This is a genomic window from uncultured Sphingomonas sp. (genome assembly GCF_937859915.1).
Taxonomy (GTDB): domain Bacteria; phylum Pseudomonadota; class Alphaproteobacteria; order Sphingomonadales; family Sphingomonadaceae; genus Solisphingomonas.
In genome coordinates this window covers 13,168-29,326 of sequence record NZ_CALMAW010000098.1, presented here as the reverse complement: position 1 = coordinate 29,326, position 16,159 = coordinate 13,168, and the positions used below count along the sequence as shown (strand labels likewise).

The window sequence follows — 16,159 nt, the reverse complement described above, 5'->3', positions numbered from 1 at the left end:
AGCTACCGCTGCTCGAGGAACTGCCGCTGCTCGACGAGGATCCGCTGCTGCTCGACGAGCCCGAACTGCCGCCGGTCGACGTCGAGCTGCCGCCCGTCGATGTGGAACTGCCGCCGGTCGAGGTGGAGCTTCCCCCCGTCGAGGTCGAGCTGCCACCGGTCGAGCTACCGCCGGTCGAGGTGCTCGAGGTGATCGATCCGCTCGAGGTTACCGCGCCACTGGTCGAGCTCGACGAGGTCGAGGAGACCACCCAGCCGCCGCTGCTGCCGCCACCGCCGCCCCAGAAGCCGCCGCCGCCGAAACCGCCGCCGCCGAAGAATCCACCGCCGCCGATCACCGGCGCGACCGCGCCACCGCCGAAACCGCCGCCCTCATAGGGCGCACCGACCGGAACGGGCACGGCGCCGGCCGCCGCGATGGTGACCGTCCCGGGTGTGCACGTGGTCGTCGTCGTCGTCACACGGTGCGCCACCCGGGCCGCGATCGCGCGGTGCGCGACGATGCGGTGATAGGCGGCACGTGGATGCGGATGCTCGGCGTAGTGGATCGCTCCACCGCCGACCACGGCACCACCGCATGCGCAGGCACACAGTTTGGCGATGGCCATTCTTACCGACATCGCTGTTCTCGCCCCTCTTTGGCCGGGTACTTGCGACCCGGGTCAGGTGTACGCTTCACGGATCGCACTGCCCGGCTATATGCGCCGGCAATACAAACTATACGTTAATCGCACGCTTCTGATCGTTCTTCGCTTGATGCGACACGATTGGAAAGCGCGGGTTTTGCCGGATAGTGCCGCGATGTCCCGTTTTGCATCACTATCGCGTGCACACAGCGTGGCCGCTTTGCAGCACCGGGACTTTGTCGTTGTCCAACCGCCATTTGTCGCATGCCCTCGCGCTTGTGCCGGTTCGCGCGTCTCGGTATAGGGCCGGCCCGGGGACAGGAGCATCTCGTGTCCGGGCGGTAATCGTCCTGGCCGAAGGCTCCGATTGGAGCGGAGAGTTGCATGGCGACGGCGCTGGATACCGTGGAGGAGCGTAAGCCGGGGGCGGCTGCTCTTCCCGAGGACTATCGGCCCACTTCGGACGAGCCTTTCATGGGGCCACGGCAAAGCGCCTATTTCCGGCGCAAGCTGCTGCTCTGGAAGGAGTCGATCCTGGTCGAGGCCAAGGAGACGCTGGCGCAGCTACAGACCGACTCGCTGCGCGAACCCGACATCACCGATCGCGCCTCGAGCGAAACCGACTGGTCGATCGAATTGCGCACGCGTGACCGCCAGCGCAAGCTGATCTCCAAGATCGACGCCGCGCTGCGCCGCATCGACGAGGGCGAATATGGCTATTGCGAGGTGACCGGCGAGCCGATTTCGCTCGCCCGGCTCGAGGCGAGGCCGATCGCGACGATGACCGTCGAGGCGCAGGAAAAGCATGAGCGCAACGAAAAGATCTCGCGCGACGATTGATCCGGTCGGCGCACCAACCAATTAAGTTTTTGGCGACGGATTGGCCGTTACGGTGGGTCGGCGTACGATCGCAGCGTTGCTTCAGAATCGCGGGACAAGCTTAGGTGGAAGAAAGTCCGATCGGTAGTCATGTGCCGGAAGCCGGCCCCGATTCGCAGCGTCGCGACGCGCGCGACAGCCTGTTCGTGCTTGCGCGGCTGCGCCCCGAAGGCAGCAGCAGCGAGGGCGACACCGTTCGTGTGCGCAATGTGTCCTCGGGCGGCCTGATGGCGGATGCCTCCGACGGCTATCGTACCGGCATGCGCGTCGACGTGATCCTCGAGACGATCGGGACGCTGAGCGGATCGGTCGCGTGGGCGGAGGCGGGCCGGATCGGAGTCGCCTTCGATCATCCGATCGACAAGGCGCGCGCGCGCAAAGCCAAGCCCAAGGGCGACGACGTGTTCCGGCACGCGACCAACGATTTTCGGCGTCCGGGGCTCAAGCCCCGCTGAGGGACGGACCCGTCGCGATCGGTCCTCGTCATCGATTTCTATTATGCGACATCGAGCCGGCGCCGCAACGCGAGCGACTGTGAATGCTCGCGTGCGCCTGCTGGCCGGTCGATACATTTTGCTTAGAGAGCGTGCGGCCCGCCGCGCTGCTGACGCGCGTGCGGACCGCGAACAGGATCTACAGGCCGGTCAGGGCTTCCTTGATCCTCAGCTTCTGCTTCTTAAGCGCGGCGAGGATGCTCGCATCGGGATTGGGGCGTCGCGATTCGTCGGCGATTCGGGCGTCGAGCCCCGCGTGACGAGAAACCAAAGCGTTGGAATGCGGACTGTTCATAGGGAACCTCCTTGTTGGCTTGGTCAGCACCGATCAGTAAACCACCCAAATGGATTTATGTCTCGTCAACAAAGGTCGTAAGCGACGGACTGCCCGCTGCGCTGCGACAAGTCGATTCCGTGACAGTGCACGGCGCGGCGGCTTGACGATCCGGCTTGCCTGACCAGGCCTGTCGGGGCATCCCGATGACCATGCCGCGCGTCGCACGGCCAGGCGTACAGGGATCGAGCGATGGACGCGGATGATATCGGCCACAAGCTCGCCGCACTGCGCACCGAGCATCGCGACCTCGACGCGGCAATTGTCGCGCTCGGCCTCGTCGCACAGCCCGACCAGCTCCAGATCGCCCGGCTCAAGAAGCGCAAGCTCCGCATCAAGGATGAGATCTCTCAGCTTGGCGACGCGCTGATCCCCGACATCATCGCCTGACGCAGAAAGGGCCGGACCGGCGAACCGGACCGACCCTTCATGCTGTCGTGCGCTGCCTATCGCGGCATCACGCAGCAGCGAGCACCTGGGGCTCGGCCTCGAATGCCTCGCCATCGATGGCGATGCGGCGAGGCTTTTTATGCTCGGGCACCTCGCGCTTGAGCTCGATATTGAGCAGCCCGTCGCTATAGCCGGCGCCGGTCACCTTGATCGTGTCGGCGAGCTGAAAGCGGCGTTCGAACGCGCGCTTGGCGATGCCGCGATGGAGGAACTGGCGCTCCACCTCTTCGGGCTTGTCGGTCTTGCCGATCACGACGAGCATATTGTCCTGCACAGTGAGTTCGAGTTCGTCGCGCGCGAAGCCGGCGACCGCCATCGAAATGCGGTAGGCATCTTCGGCAAGCTTCTCGATATTATAGGGGGGGTAGGCGTCGCCATCGCCGCGGGTTGCGAAATCGACCAGCCGATTGAGGTTCTCGAAGCCGATCGACGAGCGCAGCAGGGGCGCGAAATCCAGGGTACGCATAGGTTCAGACCTCTTTCAAAGCGAATGACCAAAGGAGGCCCGCGGACGATCCGCCAGGCCGGTCTCGGCGCCCCGAATGGCGACGCCTCGACCACGGCAAAATGGTCGGCGCCCGGCTCGGTTTCAAGAGGTGTGCAAGGCTGGGACGGTAGGCCAGATCCAGCTGTTCCACGCGCTCTCGCGGCATGGCAGGTCCGAAGGAAGATGCACGCTTTTCCTGACAGGCTGAGCCGCAGGCTGGTCGACACGCTATACGTCGAGGCCATGCTCCTCGCGGACGAAGCGAGGAGCTATTTCGACGTCGGCGGCCGGGTCGAGCGCGATCGGCTGGCGCCGATCGATCGCGTCGGCTTTTCCTGCGAGTCGCTCCGGGTGACGACGCGGCTGATGCATGTCATTGCCTGGCTGCTCGTCCGAAAGGCGGTCGCGGCCGGCGAGATCAGCGCCACGCAGGGTACGGCGCCGAACCGGCGGCTCGGGCGTGGGCCGGGCAGCGACGCCGACATGGCGGAGTGCCTGCCCGCGACGGCGCAGCAGCTGATCAATGCGACCGCCGAGCTTTACGAGCGCGTGCAGCGGCTCGACGCGGAACTGGGTCGGCCGGAGATCGCGGAAAGCCCGGCGCGGTCATTGATGCAGCGACTCGAGGGGGCCTTCTAAATCGCCGGCGTGATTGAGCCGTCCGCGCCGAACCTGCCGGAGGCACCGACCTCTCTGAGCAAGGGCGGTACGTCGACACGTTCGGCGCGAACGGCATCAGGCAGCTAGCGCGATACGTTGATCAGTAGAAATTGGCCGGATCAGGCGACGGCGCATTGCACGCACGCTGATGGCCACGCTTGCAGGCCGCGTCCTGGATGCGCCAGGCTTCCATCGCCTCGGCATAGGCCTGTTGCTGATGCGCGTAATGGACGTCCTGGCTGGCAACCTGATGGCCGTGCGCCCGCATGGCGCTGTTATAGGCCGCGAGATCCGACTGATATTGCGCCTGGTTGGCGGCGTTGCCCGCCTGGGTCTGCTGGATGACGCTGCCGCCGCCGGCATTGGCAGAGCTCGTGCCCGGATCGGCGCCCGGCGCGATCTGGCCGGGGGGTACGGTCATCGAGGACGCCGCCGAGCCGTCATTGGCGGGCTGGTGCGGATCGGTCTGCGCGAGGGCAGGTGCGGCGACGGCAAACGCGCCGGCGGCGAGCATCGCGAGGGGGATACGGATCATAGGGTCTCTCCTTCGATCGCTCTGAAAAGCGATGACGGCCCTAACGAACGTTACGGCAGTGACGTTCCGCCGGCTGCTTCGGGCGATGCCTGCCAGCGGCGGGGCCTGAGCTCGCTGACGATCACACCGCCGAGGATCAGCGCCGCCCCTAGCCATCCCGAGGCGCCCAGCCGCTCGCCCGCGATCCGGCCGAGCGCGCCGGCAAACACCGGCTCGGAAGCATAGATCAGCGTTGCGCGGGTCGGCGATACCGTGCGCTGGGCCCAGTTCATCGCGAGCTGGATGAAGGCGCTGGCGACCCCGAGGCCGAGACCGCAGACGAGCAGGGTCGGCGAGACCGGCGGCAGCTGCTCGCCCGCGAACGGCATCGCGGCGAACCCGGCGGCCGAGACGATGGCGAGATCGATCGCGGCGACCCGGCCCGCGTCGATCCGCGTCGCGAAGCGGCCGATCAGGATGATCTCGCCCGAAAAGGCGACCGCGCTCGCCAGCGTCATCCATTCGCCCGCACCGAAGCCGAAGGACGCGTCCCATGGATGCGCGATCACCACCAAGCCGGCAAAGGCCAGCGCGATCCCGATCCAGCTCAGCGGCGCCGGCGCGCGCTTGAGCGCGGCCCATTGGATCAGCGGCACCAGCGGCACATATAGCGCGGTCAGGAACGCCGACATGCTCGACGACACCGATTGTAGCCCACCGGTTTGAAGCAGATAGCCCGCCGCCATCGGCACACCGATCGCGACCGCGGCGATCCAATCCTGCCGCGTCGCACCGCGAAGCCGGCCGCGCAACAATAGCATGGTCGCGACCGTCGCCGCGCCGAAGCGCAGCCCGACGAAGAAATAGGGGCCGCAGCCCGCCGCGAGCGCGATCCGGGTGACAAGGAAGGTGCCGCCCCAGATGCACGCGACCGCCCAGAGAGCAAGATCGGGCAGCCGTGCCCTGAAACCGGCAGCCGTCACATCAGGCCGGGCTGAACGCGCCGCTGGCTTCGTCGAGCAGCTTGAGCTCGCCTTCGCGGATGCCGAACCAGGCGCCGCGCAGGGTCAACGTGCCCGCCGCCTCGGCCGCCGCCACGAAGGGGAAGGAGCGCAGGTTGGCGAGGCTGACCTTGACCGCCTCATGTTCGAGCGCGCGCTCGGCGGCCTCGCCCTGGCCATGGCCCGCGACGACCGTGTCGCGCGCCGCGTCGAGCATGTCGACCCAATGCGCGATGAACCCGCCGGCGCCGGGTTCGGCGCCTGCAAAGGCGCGCGTCATCGCGGCGCGGCAGCCGCCGCAATATTCGTGACCGAGCACGACGATTTCGGAAACCGGGATTTGCGTCACCGCGAACTCGACCGCGGCCGAGACGCCGTGACGGCTGCTGTCACGCTCGAACGGAGGCACGAGATTGGCGACGTTGCGCACGACGAAGATCTCGCCCGGCGACACATCGAAGATCTGCGCCGGGTCGACGCGGCTGTCCGAACAGGCGATCACGAGTGTGGCGGGGCTCTGCCCGTCGGCAAGTTCGGTCCAGCGCGCGCGCTGGCGCTTCCAGTCGTGGGCGCGGAAGCGGCGATAGCCGTCGAGGAGCGAGTCAAAGCCGGACAATCCTGCCTCCGTTCGTGCTGCGTTCGTCGCGCCGCCCCTAGAGGAAGCGAGTGCGGTTGGACAAGTCGGGTGAAACGGACCGACGGTTTGTCGCGTGTTTCGGCATCCGGGGCTGGCTGATGCATCCATCGACGCGATGCTAGATCCTGAAGCGTGAAGCTTCCGATTCTTGCGTTCGCGGGAATGGGCTGGCGGTGACACGCATGGGCGCGAGCAGTCACGTCCGATCCCGCACGGTGCGAACGGTTGTGGCACAGGCCGTGAATCGCTATCTGCCCCCCATGACCGAGCCGCTGACCGCCTCCATCCTGCCTGTCGCCGACGCCCGTCCCGTGCGGGTGCGCAAACCCGACTGGATCCGCGTCAAGGCGCCGGGCGGCAGCGCCTTCGCCGAGACCAAGGCGATGATGCGCCGTCTCAACCTCAACACGGTCTGCGAGGAGGCGGCCTGCCCCAATATCGGCGAGTGCTGGACCAAGAAGCACGCAACCGTGATGATCCTCGGCGACACCTGCACCCGCGCCTGTGCCTTCTGTAACGTCAAGACCGGCATGCCGCGCGCGGTCGACCTGCTCGAGCCGCAGCACACGGCGGACGCGGCCGCCGAGCTTGGGCTCGAGCATATCGTGATCACCTCGGTCGATCGCGACGATCTGCCCGACGGCGGGGCCTCGCAGTTCGTCAAGGTGATCGAGGCGCTACGCCGCACCACGCCGTCGACGACGATCGAGATCCTCACCCCCGATTTCCGCAACAAGGCGGAAGCGGCGGTGGAAAAAATCGTCGCGGCGCGGCCCGACGTCTACAACCACAATCTCGAGACGGTGCCGCGGCTCTACCCGACGATCCGCCCTGGTGCGCGCTATTACGCCTCGCTGCGCCTGCTCGAGAGCGTCAAGCGCCACGATGCTTCGATCTTCACCAAATCGGGGGTGATGACGGGGCTCGGCGAGCAGCGGCTCGAGGTCCATCAGGTGATGGACGACATGCGCTCCGCCGACATCGATTTCCTGACGATGGGCCAATATCTCCAGCCGACCCCGCGCCACGCCAAGGTCGAGGAATTCACCACGCCGCAGCAGTTCGGCGCCTATGCGGCGATCGCCCGCGCGAAGGGATTTCTGCTGGTGGCGGCGTCACCGCTGACACGCTCGAGCTACCATGCCGGCGACGATTTCGCACGGATGCGCGCGGCGCGCGAAGCGAAGCTGGGCAATATACGCGCCTAAATACGATCGAGCCTGCCTGTCGACGCCCCTCCGTTGTCGACGAGAAGATCAGCCCTTCGACATGCTCGGGGCGAACGGTTTAAGAGTTAGCCATGCCCCGCCACTTCGAGACCCGCCAACTTCCCTATACGCCCGAACAGATGTTCGATCTGGTCGCCGATGTCGGTCGCTACGGCGAATTCCTGCCGTGGGTCGTCGCGGTGCGCGTGCGCGAGAACAATGCCACCGACATGATCGCCGACCTCGTCGTCGGCTTCAAAGGCATTTCGGAAAAATTCACCTCGAAGGTGACCAAGCAGCGCCCCGACCGGCTGCATGTCGAATATCTCGACGGACCGCTCGACTATCTGCGCAACGAATGGGCGTTCCGGCCTGACGGCCAAGGCGGGACGCTGGTCGATTTCGCGGTTGATTTCGCGTTCAAGTCGCGCCTGTTCGAAATGCTGGCGGGCCAGGTGTTCGACCGCGCGCTGCGCAAGATGATCGGCGCGTTCGAAACGCGCGCGGCGGCGCTTTACGGAGTGGCCGGCGTCAAGGCCTCGCCCATCCCCGGCGGCGGCGCGGGCAGCAGCAATTCGAGCGCACACAGCGCCGCCTGAAGCCGGATCGCGGGCCGGCCGAGATCGCCGAACTCGCGCTTGTCCGCGACGACGTCGTCGGGATCGCCCGAGCGGCTGGCACGCGCGAATACGACGGTGCCAACGGGCTTCTTCTCGCTGCCGCCACCAGGGCCCGCGATGCCCGTGATTGCGACGCCGATATCGGCCGAGGTCTTCTGGATCGCGCCCTGCGCCATCGCCCAAGCGACCGCGACCGACACGGCACCGAAGGTCTCGAGCACGTCCGAGGCGATCCCGAGCGTGTTCATCTTGGCGTCATTGGCATAGGTAACGAAGCCCGCGACGAACACGTCCGAACAGCCCGGCACTTCGGTGAGCGCCGCCGAGACCAGCCCGCCGGTGCAACTCTCAGCGACCGCGATGCGCAAGCCGGCGGCGCGATTCTCCTCGATCACGCGGTGCGCGGCGTCGAGCAGTACCTGCGGCAGATTGGCACCGGCGGGGAGGGGGGCATCGGTCATCGCTCCGCCCCATCCTCCTTCGGGCGACAGATCGCAAGACCCTTGGTCTGGTCGGGGCCGGCGACCTCGATCGCGAGCAGGATCGCCTCGGCCATCGCATCGGCGGGCAGCGCGTCGGCGACCTGCATCATCCCGTCGACCGTCTTGCAATCTTTGAGCGGCACGCGCTCCTCGATCTGATTGTCGACGAAGCCGCGTGCGATCGTCAGCATCGTGTCGTTGGAGGCGAAGCTCGACAGGTCCTGGCCGGTCGCCGCCTCGATCGCGGCGCGGGCGCGGGCGGGATCGACCGGCGCCTGCAGGCGGAAGCGCTGGGCGAGTCCGCTGCCCTCATTCGGCAGGAAGGCGTCGGCGGGCAACGCCGGCCGGCAGCGATCGGCCAGCGCCTCGACCGCGTCGGGCAGCGCGATGCGGATCAGCGTGCGCATGTCGTGCGGGCGGATGCAGTCGGGACGCGCGGCTTGCGCGGTCTGGGCGGTGAGGAGGGCAGCGGAAAGAACGGCGGTCGCGAATATTCTTCTCCCGTTCGCACCGAGCGAAGTCGACGTGCGGGCTGCGGGCGCGGCGCTTGCGGCACATCCTTCGACGTCGCTCAGGACGAACGGGGGCGGGGCCGGTCGGCGGTACAGGCTCATGCCAGCGGTGCCCTGACCGACACCACCGCCTGCGCGGCCATGCCCTCGCCACGGCCGGTGAAGCCGAGCCGTTCGGTGGTGGTCGCCTTGACGCTGATCCGGCCGATCGGCAGGCCGAGCATCTCTGCGATCCGCACGCGCATCGCCTCGCGGTGCGGGCCGACCTTGGGCGCCTCGCAAATGATCGTCACGTCGACATGGTCGATCGTGCCGCCCTGCGCGGCGACCAGGCTTGCCGCATGGCGCAGGAAGGTCGCCGAATCCGCACCCTTCCAGCGCGGATCGGAGGGCGGGAAGTGGCTGCCGATATCGCCATCGGCGATCGTGCCGAGCAGCGCGTCGGTGATCGCATGCAGCCCGACATCGGCGTCGCTGTGCCCGGCCAGCGCCTGGCTATGCGGGATGCGCAGGCCGCAGAGCATGACATGGTCGCCTTCGGCGAAGGCATGAACGTCATAGCCCATGCCTGCGCGCGACGTCATGGTGGCGGCCAAGCGGGCTTCGGCGGCAACGAGGTCGGCCTCGTGGGTGAGTTTTTCGAGCATCGGATCTCCGGGCACGGCGAGGACGGCAAGTCCCGCATCCCGCGCAACCTGCGCATCGTCGGTCGGTTCCGCCGGATGCGACCAGCCGCGGTGCGCGGTCAGGATCGCGCTGAAGCGGAATGCCTGCGGGGTTTGGACGCGCGCTAGTTTCTCGCGTGACACGGCCTCGCCAACCGCATCGTCGGCGACGCGGACCAAGGTGTCGACGACGGGGAGGGTGGGGATGGCGCCCGGCGCGGTGTCGAGCGCGGCGATCAGCCGATCGATCACGGTGGGCGGCAGGAAGGGGCGCGCGGCGTCGTGGATGAGCACGATGTCGGCGCTGCCGATCGCCTCGAGCCCGTGGCGCACCGACTCGCGGCGGGTCGCGCCGCCGCCGGTGATCGATGCGGGCCGTCGGGAACCCAGCGCTTCGGTAAGCAGTAATTCCTGCCCTGCGCCGATCACCACGTGCACCGACGTGATCGCGGGATGCGTCGCCAGCGCGTCGAAGGCGCGTGCGATCACGGCCTCGCCGCCGATCCGACGATATTGTTTGGGGGTGTCGCCACCCGCGCGCGTGCCGCTGCCGCCCGCGACGATCAGCGTTGCGATGGTCTTCTGGTTCATCGCCTGGGCGTCTAGCCGAGCACGGCCTTGCCCGCCAGCGGCTTTCCAGCTAGGGCGATTGCCTCTTTTTCAGGCAGTTTGCACAGATGCGAAGCACAGCGCTCGTCTCGCCGATCCAGGTCGGGCCGATCACGATCGACACGCCGGTGATCCTGGCGCCGATGACCGGCGTCACCGATCTGCCGTTCCGCAAGATCGTGCGCCGCTACGGTTCGGGGCTCAACGTCACCGAGATGATCGCGTCGCAGGCCGCGATCCGTGAGACCCGTCAGTCGATTCAGAAGGCGGCGTGGGACCCGGTCGAGGAGCCGGTGTCGATGCAATTGGTCGGCTGCACCGCGCGCGAGATGGGCGAAGCCGCCAGGCTCAGCGAGGATCGCGGCGCCGCAATCATCGACATCAACATGGGCTGCCCGGTGCGCAAGATCGTCAACGGCGACGCCGGCTCGGCGCTGATGCGCGACCTGCCGCTCGCCACCGCGCTGATCGCCGCGACGGTGAAGGCGGTCAAGGTGCCGGTGACGCTCAAGATGCGGATGGGCTGGGACCATGACAGCCTCAACGCGCCCGAACTGGCGCGGATCGCCGAGGATCTGGGCATCACGCTCGTCACCGTTCACGGCCGCACGCGCTGCCAGCTCTACAAGGGCACGGCCGACTGGGCGTTCATCCGCCGCGTCAAGGATGCGGTGTCGATCCCGGTAATCGCCAATGGCGACATCCTCACACCGGAGGACGCCGAGGAGGCGCTGCGCCAGTCGGGCGCGGACGGCGTGATGATTGGCCGCGGCGCCTATGGCCGGCCCTGGCTGCTTGGCCAGACGATGCGGTGGCTGACGACGGGCGAGCGTCGCTCCGATCCCGCAATCGAGGAGCAATATGGCGTCATCGTCGAGCATTATCGGATGATGCTCGATCATTATGGCATCGAGACGGGGGTCAACATGGCCCGCAAGCATCTCGGCTGGTACACCAAGGGCCTGCCCGGCTCGGCCGAGTTCCGCAACACGGTCAATCAGATCGGCGATCCTGAACGGGTGCTGGCGATGATCGACGACTTCTACGCGCCATGGCGATCCCGGGCGGCCGCCTGATCCGCTTCACCCGCCGGGGGGCGGGGGAGGCGGAGCTGCCCGGTGCGGCCGAACTGTTCGGTGCGCTGCCCACGGCCATGCTCGTCATCGATGCCGACGGGTGCGTGCGCGATTGCAATCCCGCCGCCGAGGTGTTGCTGATCCTGTCGCGCAGCGCCGTGATCGGCCGCTCGGTCGAGGAGATGACCGGGCACCCGCTGACGTCGCTCGCTCCCGAACAGCCGCTTGCCGCCTATGATCTGGAAATGGTCATACCCGTCGGTCGGCCGTATCGCGCCGATCTGACCGTGGCACCGCTACCCGAGCGGCCGGGCTGGCGGATCGTCCAGATCCATGGTCGCGCAACGCACGACATCGCCGCACGCCGCGGCGAACGCAGCAGCCGTGGCATCCCCGCGGCGGCCGCGGCCGCGCTGCTCGCGCATGAAATCAAGAACCCGCTGTCGGGGATCCGCGGGGCGGCGCAACTGCTGCAGAGCGGGGCAGGTCCCGAACAAACCGAGCTTACCCGGCTGATCACCGGCGAGGTCGATCGTATTGCAGGCCTGATCGACCGCATGGAAGGACTGACCGACACGCGCGTCCGGCCGACCGAGGCGCTCAATATTCACACCGTCATCGGTCATGCCCGTGACGTCGCGCGGGCCGGCTTCGCCCAAGGCCGCACGATCCGCGAGCTCTATGACCCATCGCTGCCCGACGTGCTCGGCAACCGCGACGCGTTGGTGCAGATATTGCTCAACCTGCTCAAGAATGCGGTAGAGGCGACCGCCGAGGGCGGCACGATCACGCTGGCCACCGCCTATCGCCACGGCGTCTCGATCACGACACTCAACCGTCGCTCAGAACGGATGGCATTGCCGATCGAGTTTTGCGTCATCGACGACGGACCGGGGGCGCCCGCGACGCTGGTCCTCAATCTATTCGATCCATTCATCACCTCCAAGACGGCGGGCAGCGGGATCGGTTTGGCGCTGGTCGACAAGCTGGTCACGGGCATGGGCGGCATCGTCGAATATGCGCGCGAAGGCGTGCCGGAACGCACCGTCTTCCGCGTGCTGCTGCCGCGTGCGCCGCGCGCGGCGCAGGCAGCGTTGTCGTGACCGCGATGCTGTCGGGCCGCATCCTCGTCGTCGACGACGATGCCGCGATCCGCACGGTGGTGCGCGAGGCGCTGCGCCGCGCCGGCCATATCGTCGAGGCGGTCGGCACGATCGCCGAGTTGCGCCGCGCGCTTACCGATTTTGCGCCGGACGTTCTGGTCACCGACGTGATGCTGCCCGACGGCGATGGGCTCGAGATCGTGCCCGACATCCTTCGCTGCCATCCCGGGCTTCCGGTGATCATCCTGTCGGCGCGCAACACGCTGGCGACCGCGGTGCGCGCGACCGAACAGGGTGCGTTCGACTATCTGCCGAAGCCGTTCGATCTCGACGAACTCGCGCGCGCGGTGACCGGGGCGCTGGCCGGTCGCGTCGCGGCGCACGAGGGCGGTGGCGGCGAGATCGACGGGCCGCATGAACTGCCGCTGATCGGCCGCTCGCCCGCGATGCAGGGCGTGTTCCGCACGATCGCGCGCGTCGTGCCCAACGACCTCACCGTGCTGATTCTCGGGGAGTCGGGCACCGGCAAGGAGTTGGTCGCGCGCGCCATCCACGACATGGGCCCGCGCGGCGCCAACCCGTTCGTGCCGGTCAACATGGCGGCGATCCCGCGCGAACTGATCGAGAGCGAGCTGTTCGGCCATGAGCGCGGTGCATTTACGGGCGCCGCACAGCGTACCGCGGGGCGTTTCGAGCAGGCCGCGGGGGGCACCCTGTTCCTCGACGAGATCGGCGACATGCCGCTCGAGGCGCAGACCCGGCTGCTCCGCGTGTTGCAAGAGGGCGAGTTCACCACGGTCGGCGGCGCGCGCCGCATCCGCGCCGACGTCCGCGTGATCGCCGCGACCAACAAGGATATCGAGCGGCTCGTTGCGGAAGGCGGTTTTCGCGAAGATCTCTATTACCGGCTCAACGTCGTGCCGATGCGGCTGCCGGCACTGCGCCAACGCACCGAGGATGTCGGCGAACTCGCGCGCCACTTTCTCGACCGTGCCGCGGCCGACGGGCTGCCGCGCAAGACGCTCGACCCGGCCGCGATCGCGCGGCTGACGCGGCATCCCTGGCCGGGCAATGTCCGCGAACTGGAAAATCTGATGCGTCGGCTCGCCGCGCTGGTCCGTGAGGAGCGCATCGGCGCGGGTGCGATCGAGGCGCAGTTCGACGGCGCCGGCGGCAGCGAGCCGGCGCGCGCGATCGAGACCGAGGGCGGGCTCGCCGGCTCGGTCGAGCTGCATCTCGCGCGGCATTTCGCCTCCTTCGGCCGCGAATTGCCGCCCGACGGGTTGTACGACCGCGTGCTCGCCGAGATTGAAACGCCCCTGCTCAGGATCGCGCTCGCGGCCGCCAAGGGCAACCAGATCCGCGCAGCGCGACTGCTGGGCATCAACCGCAATACGTTACGCAAGAAGCTCACCGATCGCGGGATCGACCCGATGACATCGCGACGGAACGGCTGAATCCGGCGACGACCGACGTGCGGTACAGCGCGCAATTCGTGTTGTCTCGGCAACGCCCTGTGGTACGATAGCCACGATGGAGGCTCCGAAGACACGTCCCCAAACCGTCCGTGAGCCCCGCCTGCCGCGCTGGCGCCGTCGCCTAACGGTCGCGCAGCGCCGCGGCACGATCATGTCGCTGATCGAGATCGGCACGGTCGTCGCAGCGCTCGGCATCTTTGTCGCGAGCTGGCTCTACGTCGTCCATGGCGGCACGCCGCAGCGGCTGCTCAAGCCCTGGCTGGTCGCGCTGCTGCTGGTCGCAAACCTCGTGCCGGCGATTGGGCTGATGGTGCTCCTCGCGCGCTGGTTCGCGCGGCGGCGTGTCGCGGGTAGCAGCGGCGGTCGGCTGCACATCCGGCTGGTCGCGATCTTCTCGACGATCGCTGCGGTGCCGACGCTGCTGGTGGTGATCTTCGCCTCGCTGCTGTTCCAATATAACGCCAATTTCTGGTTCTCGGACAACGCCCGTACCGTGCTGGAAAGTTCGGACCGCGTCGCGCAATCCTATGTGCGCGACAATCAGGCGTCGCTCGATGGCGAGATGGCGCCGATGGCGGGCGATTTTCGCAACGCGCTCTCGGAGGTGGCCTCAATCGAGGATCCCCGCGTGCCAGCCTTTCTGGTCGAGCAATATACCGGCCGCCACCTGTTCGATCTGGCGCTGATCCAGGTCGGCAAGGACGGGGTGCCGCACCTGCTGCTGCTAACCAACCCGCGCACGGAAAACGCCGCGGACCTGATCCCGGCGGCCGACTATGCCAAGCTCGACGCGGGCAAGACGGTAAGCAACGTCAGCACCGATCAAATCCAGTCGCGCATCGCTATGGACGCCAAGTCGAAACTATATCTGTACGCGTCGCGCAAGGTCGATCCCGTGGTGATCGCGCAGGCGACGCGCGCGCGATCGGCGCTAGGGGATTACACCAGCCTCCTCACCCGCTCGCGATCGCTGCAGCTGCGCTTCAACGCTGCGCTGCTGGTGATCTCGCTGCTGATCGTCGCCGCTGCGATCCTGATTGCGTTCGCGGTCGCCGATCGCATCACGCGGCCCATATCCAATCTTGTCGGCGCGGCACGGCGGGTGACGCTCGGCGATCTCTCGGTCCGCGTCCCGCCCGCCACCCGGCGCGACGAGGTCGGTGCGCTCGCCACCGCCTTCAATCGCATGACACGCCGCATCGAGGAGCAGACCGGCGCGCTGGTCGGCGCAAATCGTCAGCTCGACGAGCGTCGGGCGCTGACCGAGGCGGTGTTGTCAGGTGTCAGCGCCGGCGTGATCTCGGTCGATCCCGAGCGCCGCGTGCGGCTGTCGAACCAGTCTGCCGACACCTTGCTGCGGGCGGGGGGCAATAGCGTGATCGGCCGCCCGCTGGGCGAACTCGCGCCCGAACTCGACAAGCTGATCGGCGAGGGCAGCCGCGAATCGATCGTCCAGCTGGCCAGTGGCGGCGAGATGCGCACGCTGGCGGTGACGCTGGTCGCCTCCGACGGCGGCCACGTCCTGACCTTCGACGACATCACGCAGCAGCTGCTCGACCAGCGCCGCGCCGCCTGGTCCGACGTCGCGCGTCGCATCGCGCATGAGATCAAGAACCCGCTCACCCCGATCCAGCTTGCCGCCGAGCGGCTGCAACGCCGCTACGGCAAGGAAGTGACGAGCGATCCCGCGGTGTTCGAGCGGCTGACGCAGACGATCGTGCGCCAGGTCGGCGATCTGCGCCGCATGGTCGATGAATTCTCCTCCTTCGCGCGCGTTCCGAAGCCGGTGTTCCGCGCCGAACCCGTCGTCGAGATCGCCCGACAGGCCCTGTTTCTGCATGAGGTCGCGCATCCGGCGATCGCCTTCACGCTCGACTCGCCGGATCCCTCGCCGGTGCTGGTCTGCGACCGCCGCCTGCTCGGCCAGGCGTTGACCAATATCGTCAAGAACGCCGTCGAAGCCATTCAGGAGAAAGGCGAGGTCAGCGACCCCGCACTGGTCGCGATGACCATTCGCGAGCAGGCCGACCGGCTGAGCATCGAGCTTGCCGACACCGGGATCGGGTTGCCCGCCGAGCGCGAGCGGCTGACCGAGCCCTATATGACGACGCGTGCGCGCGGTACCGGGCTCGGGCTCGCGATCGTCAAGAAGATCGTCGAGGAGCATTTCGGCACGATCGCCTTCACCGACCGCCCGGGCGGCGGGACGATCGTTCGCATCTTGCTCGACGCCGCAACGCTCGCCCCGCTCGCTGGGGCCGAGGAAGACCATGACTCCGGCGATGAATCCCGCCCCGAACTCACTCGCATGAAGGCCGTATAGCC

Annotated in this window: 19 protein-coding genes; 11 read left to right on the top strand and 8 right to left on the bottom strand. The window is 67.6% G+C overall.

All coding sequences use genetic code 11. The annotated features are described in order from the left end of the window. The 3 genes from Q0326_RS13045 to Q0326_RS13035 form a co-directional block, all read left to right on the top strand. The coding region (locus tag Q0326_RS13045) for a hypothetical protein (protein ID WP_298691156.1) at positions 1-377 on the top strand (377 nt) is incomplete at its 5' end. Positions 378-1,009: 632 nt separating this feature from the next. Continuing rightward, entirely contained in the window at positions 1,010-1,465 is a 456-nt protein-coding gene (dksA, locus tag Q0326_RS13040; RefSeq protein ID WP_298691154.1) for an RNA polymerase-binding protein DksA, read from the top strand. 104 nt (positions 1,466-1,569) lie between these two features. Then, positions 1,570-1,959 (top strand): PilZ domain-containing protein, encoded by a 390-nt coding sequence (locus tag Q0326_RS13035; protein ID WP_298691152.1) that lies wholly within the window; start codon positions 1,570-1,572, stop codon positions 1,957-1,959. A gap of 178 nt (positions 1,960-2,137) precedes the next feature. On the opposite strand, the gene Q0326_RS13030 is transcribed toward Q0326_RS13035, so the two are convergent. Beyond that, positions 2,138-2,293, bottom strand: coding sequence for a YdcH family protein (locus Q0326_RS13030; protein WP_298691150.1), 156 nt, complete (start codon positions 2,291-2,293; stop codon positions 2,138-2,140). A 231-nt stretch (positions 2,294-2,524) separates the two neighbouring features. Between Q0326_RS13030 and Q0326_RS13025 the strand changes: the two genes are divergently transcribed. Further along, positions 2,525-2,722: a DUF465 domain-containing protein gene (locus Q0326_RS13025; protein WP_298691148.1), complete on the top strand. Its 198-nt coding sequence runs from the start codon at positions 2,525-2,527 to the stop codon at positions 2,720-2,722. A gap of 67 nt (positions 2,723-2,789) precedes the next feature. Here the strand turns inward: Q0326_RS13025 and Q0326_RS13020 are convergent, their stop codons facing one another. Further along, complete coding sequence (locus tag Q0326_RS13020; protein WP_298691146.1) at positions 2,790-3,248, bottom strand: Hsp20 family protein; 459 nt, start codon at positions 3,246-3,248, stop codon at positions 2,790-2,792. 204 nt (positions 3,249-3,452) lie between these two features. On the opposite strand from Q0326_RS13020, the gene Q0326_RS13015 reads away from it, so the two are divergent. Continuing rightward, on the top strand, positions 3,453-3,908 hold the full coding sequence (locus Q0326_RS13015) for a DUF1465 family protein (protein ID WP_298691144.1): 456 nt from the start codon (positions 3,453-3,455) through the stop codon (positions 3,906-3,908). A 121-nt stretch (positions 3,909-4,029) separates the two neighbouring features. On the opposite strand, the gene Q0326_RS13010 is transcribed toward Q0326_RS13015, so the two are convergent. The 3 genes from Q0326_RS13010 to Q0326_RS13000 are packed head-to-tail and all read right to left on the bottom strand — an operon-like array spanning position 4,030 to position 6,060. Then, on the bottom strand, positions 4,030-4,464 hold the full coding sequence (locus tag Q0326_RS13010; RefSeq protein WP_298691142.1) for a hypothetical protein: 435 nt from the start codon (positions 4,462-4,464) through the stop codon (positions 4,030-4,032). A 50-nt stretch (positions 4,465-4,514) separates the two neighbouring features. Further along, entirely contained in the window at positions 4,515-5,426 is a 912-nt protein-coding gene (locus tag Q0326_RS13005; protein ID WP_298691140.1) for a DMT family transporter, read from the bottom strand. Position 5,427: 1 nt separating this feature from the next. Next, a complete protein-coding gene (locus Q0326_RS13000; RefSeq protein ID WP_298691138.1) occupies positions 5,428-6,060 on the bottom strand; it encodes a carbonic anhydrase in 633 nt (210 codons plus the stop codon). Between the two features lie 281 nt (positions 6,061-6,341). Here Q0326_RS13000 and lipA point away from each other — a divergent pair, with 281 nt between their 5' ends. Beyond that, positions 6,342-7,289, top strand: coding sequence for a lipoyl synthase (lipA, locus tag Q0326_RS12995; protein ID WP_298691136.1), 948 nt, complete (start codon positions 6,342-6,344; stop codon positions 7,287-7,289). Between the two features lie 92 nt (positions 7,290-7,381). Next, entirely contained in the window at positions 7,382-7,888 is a 507-nt protein-coding gene (locus Q0326_RS12990) for a type II toxin-antitoxin system RatA family toxin (RefSeq protein WP_298691134.1), read from the top strand. On the opposite strand, the gene Q0326_RS12985 is transcribed toward Q0326_RS12990, so the two are convergent. The 3 genes from Q0326_RS12985 to Q0326_RS12975 are packed head-to-tail and all read right to left on the bottom strand — an operon-like array spanning position 7,804 to position 10,159. Further along, complete coding sequence (locus Q0326_RS12985) at positions 7,804-8,370, bottom strand: CinA family protein (RefSeq protein ID WP_298691132.1); 567 nt, start codon at positions 8,368-8,370, stop codon at positions 7,804-7,806. The genes Q0326_RS12990 and Q0326_RS12985 overlap by 85 nt on opposite strands. Next, positions 8,367-9,005 carry a hypothetical protein gene (locus Q0326_RS12980; protein ID WP_298691130.1) on the bottom strand — a complete coding sequence of 213 codons (639 nt, stop codon included), beginning with the start codon at positions 9,003-9,005 and terminating at the stop codon, positions 8,367-8,369. Before Q0326_RS12980 ends, Q0326_RS12985 begins: the two co-directional genes overlap by 4 nt. Further along, positions 9,002-10,159 (bottom strand): bifunctional 2-C-methyl-D-erythritol 4-phosphate cytidylyltransferase/2-C-methyl-D-erythritol 2,4-cyclodiphosphate synthase, encoded by a 1,158-nt coding sequence (locus Q0326_RS12975; RefSeq protein WP_298691128.1) that lies wholly within the window; start codon positions 10,157-10,159, stop codon positions 9,002-9,004. Before Q0326_RS12975 ends, Q0326_RS12980 begins: the two co-directional genes overlap by 4 nt. 86 nt (positions 10,160-10,245) lie before the next feature. Here Q0326_RS12975 and dusB point away from each other — a divergent pair, with 86 nt between their 5' ends. The 4 genes from dusB (at position 10,246) to Q0326_RS12955 (ending at position 16,157) form a co-directional block, all read left to right on the top strand. After that, complete coding sequence (dusB, locus tag Q0326_RS12970) at positions 10,246-11,253, top strand: tRNA dihydrouridine synthase DusB (RefSeq protein WP_298691126.1); 1,008 nt, start codon at positions 10,246-10,248, stop codon at positions 11,251-11,253. Then, positions 11,229-12,356 carry an ATP-binding protein gene (locus tag Q0326_RS12965; RefSeq protein WP_298691124.1) on the top strand — a complete coding sequence of 376 codons (1,128 nt, stop codon included), beginning with the start codon at positions 11,229-11,231 and terminating at the stop codon, positions 12,354-12,356. The genes dusB and Q0326_RS12965 overlap by 25 nt, the downstream gene beginning before the upstream one ends. A 5-nt stretch (positions 12,357-12,361) precedes the next feature. Further along, positions 12,362-13,813, top strand: coding sequence for a nitrogen regulation protein NR(I) (gene ntrC, locus Q0326_RS12960; RefSeq protein ID WP_298691160.1), 1,452 nt, complete (start codon positions 12,362-12,364; stop codon positions 13,811-13,813). Between the two features lie 76 nt (positions 13,814-13,889). Next, entirely contained in the window at positions 13,890-16,157 is a 2,268-nt protein-coding gene (locus Q0326_RS12955) for an ATP-binding protein (protein ID WP_298691122.1), read from the top strand. The last annotated feature ends 2 nt before the right edge of the window (positions 16,158-16,159 follow it).

Excerpts from the sequence above, each read along its gene's own strand:
- Q0326_RS13030 (WP_298691150.1), bottom strand. The coding sequence starts at position 2,293 with ATGAACAGTCCGCATTCCAACGCTTTGGTTTCTCGTCACGCGGGGCTC.
- Q0326_RS12965 (WP_298691124.1), top strand. The coding sequence starts at position 11,229 with ATGGCGATCCCGGGCGGCCGCCTGATCCGCTTCACCCGCCGGGGGGCG.
- dksA (WP_298691154.1), top strand. The coding sequence starts at position 1,010 with ATGGCGACGGCGCTGGATACCGTGGAGGAGCGTAAGCCGGGGGCGGCT.
- Q0326_RS12980 (WP_298691130.1), bottom strand. The coding sequence starts at position 9,005 with ATGAGCCTGTACCGCCGACCGGCCCCGCCCCCGTTCGTCCTGAGCGAC.
- lipA (WP_298691136.1), top strand. The coding sequence starts at position 6,342 with ATGACCGAGCCGCTGACCGCCTCCATCCTGCCTGTCGCCGACGCCCGT.
- Q0326_RS13025 (WP_298691148.1), top strand. The coding sequence starts at position 2,525 with ATGGACGCGGATGATATCGGCCACAAGCTCGCCGCACTGCGCACCGAG.
- Q0326_RS12985 (WP_298691132.1), bottom strand. The coding sequence starts at position 8,370 with ATGACCGATGCCCCCCTCCCCGCCGGTGCCAATCTGCCGCAGGTACTG.
- Q0326_RS12990 (WP_298691134.1), top strand. The coding sequence starts at position 7,382 with ATGCCCCGCCACTTCGAGACCCGCCAACTTCCCTATACGCCCGAACAG.
- Q0326_RS13020 (WP_298691146.1), bottom strand. The coding sequence starts at position 3,248 with ATGCGTACCCTGGATTTCGCGCCCCTGCTGCGCTCGTCGATCGGCTTC.
- Q0326_RS13015 (WP_298691144.1), top strand. The coding sequence starts at position 3,453 with ATGCACGCTTTTCCTGACAGGCTGAGCCGCAGGCTGGTCGACACGCTA.
- dusB (WP_298691126.1), top strand. The coding sequence starts at position 10,246 with ATGCGAAGCACAGCGCTCGTCTCGCCGATCCAGGTCGGGCCGATCACG.
- Q0326_RS12955 (WP_298691122.1), top strand. The coding sequence starts at position 13,890 with ATGGAGGCTCCGAAGACACGTCCCCAAACCGTCCGTGAGCCCCGCCTG.
- Q0326_RS12975 (WP_298691128.1), bottom strand. The coding sequence starts at position 10,159 with ATGAACCAGAAGACCATCGCAACGCTGATCGTCGCGGGCGGCAGCGGC.
- Q0326_RS13010 (WP_298691142.1), bottom strand. The coding sequence starts at position 4,464 with ATGATCCGTATCCCCCTCGCGATGCTCGCCGCCGGCGCGTTTGCCGTC.
- ntrC (WP_298691160.1), top strand. The coding sequence starts at position 12,362 with ATGCTGTCGGGCCGCATCCTCGTCGTCGACGACGATGCCGCGATCCGC.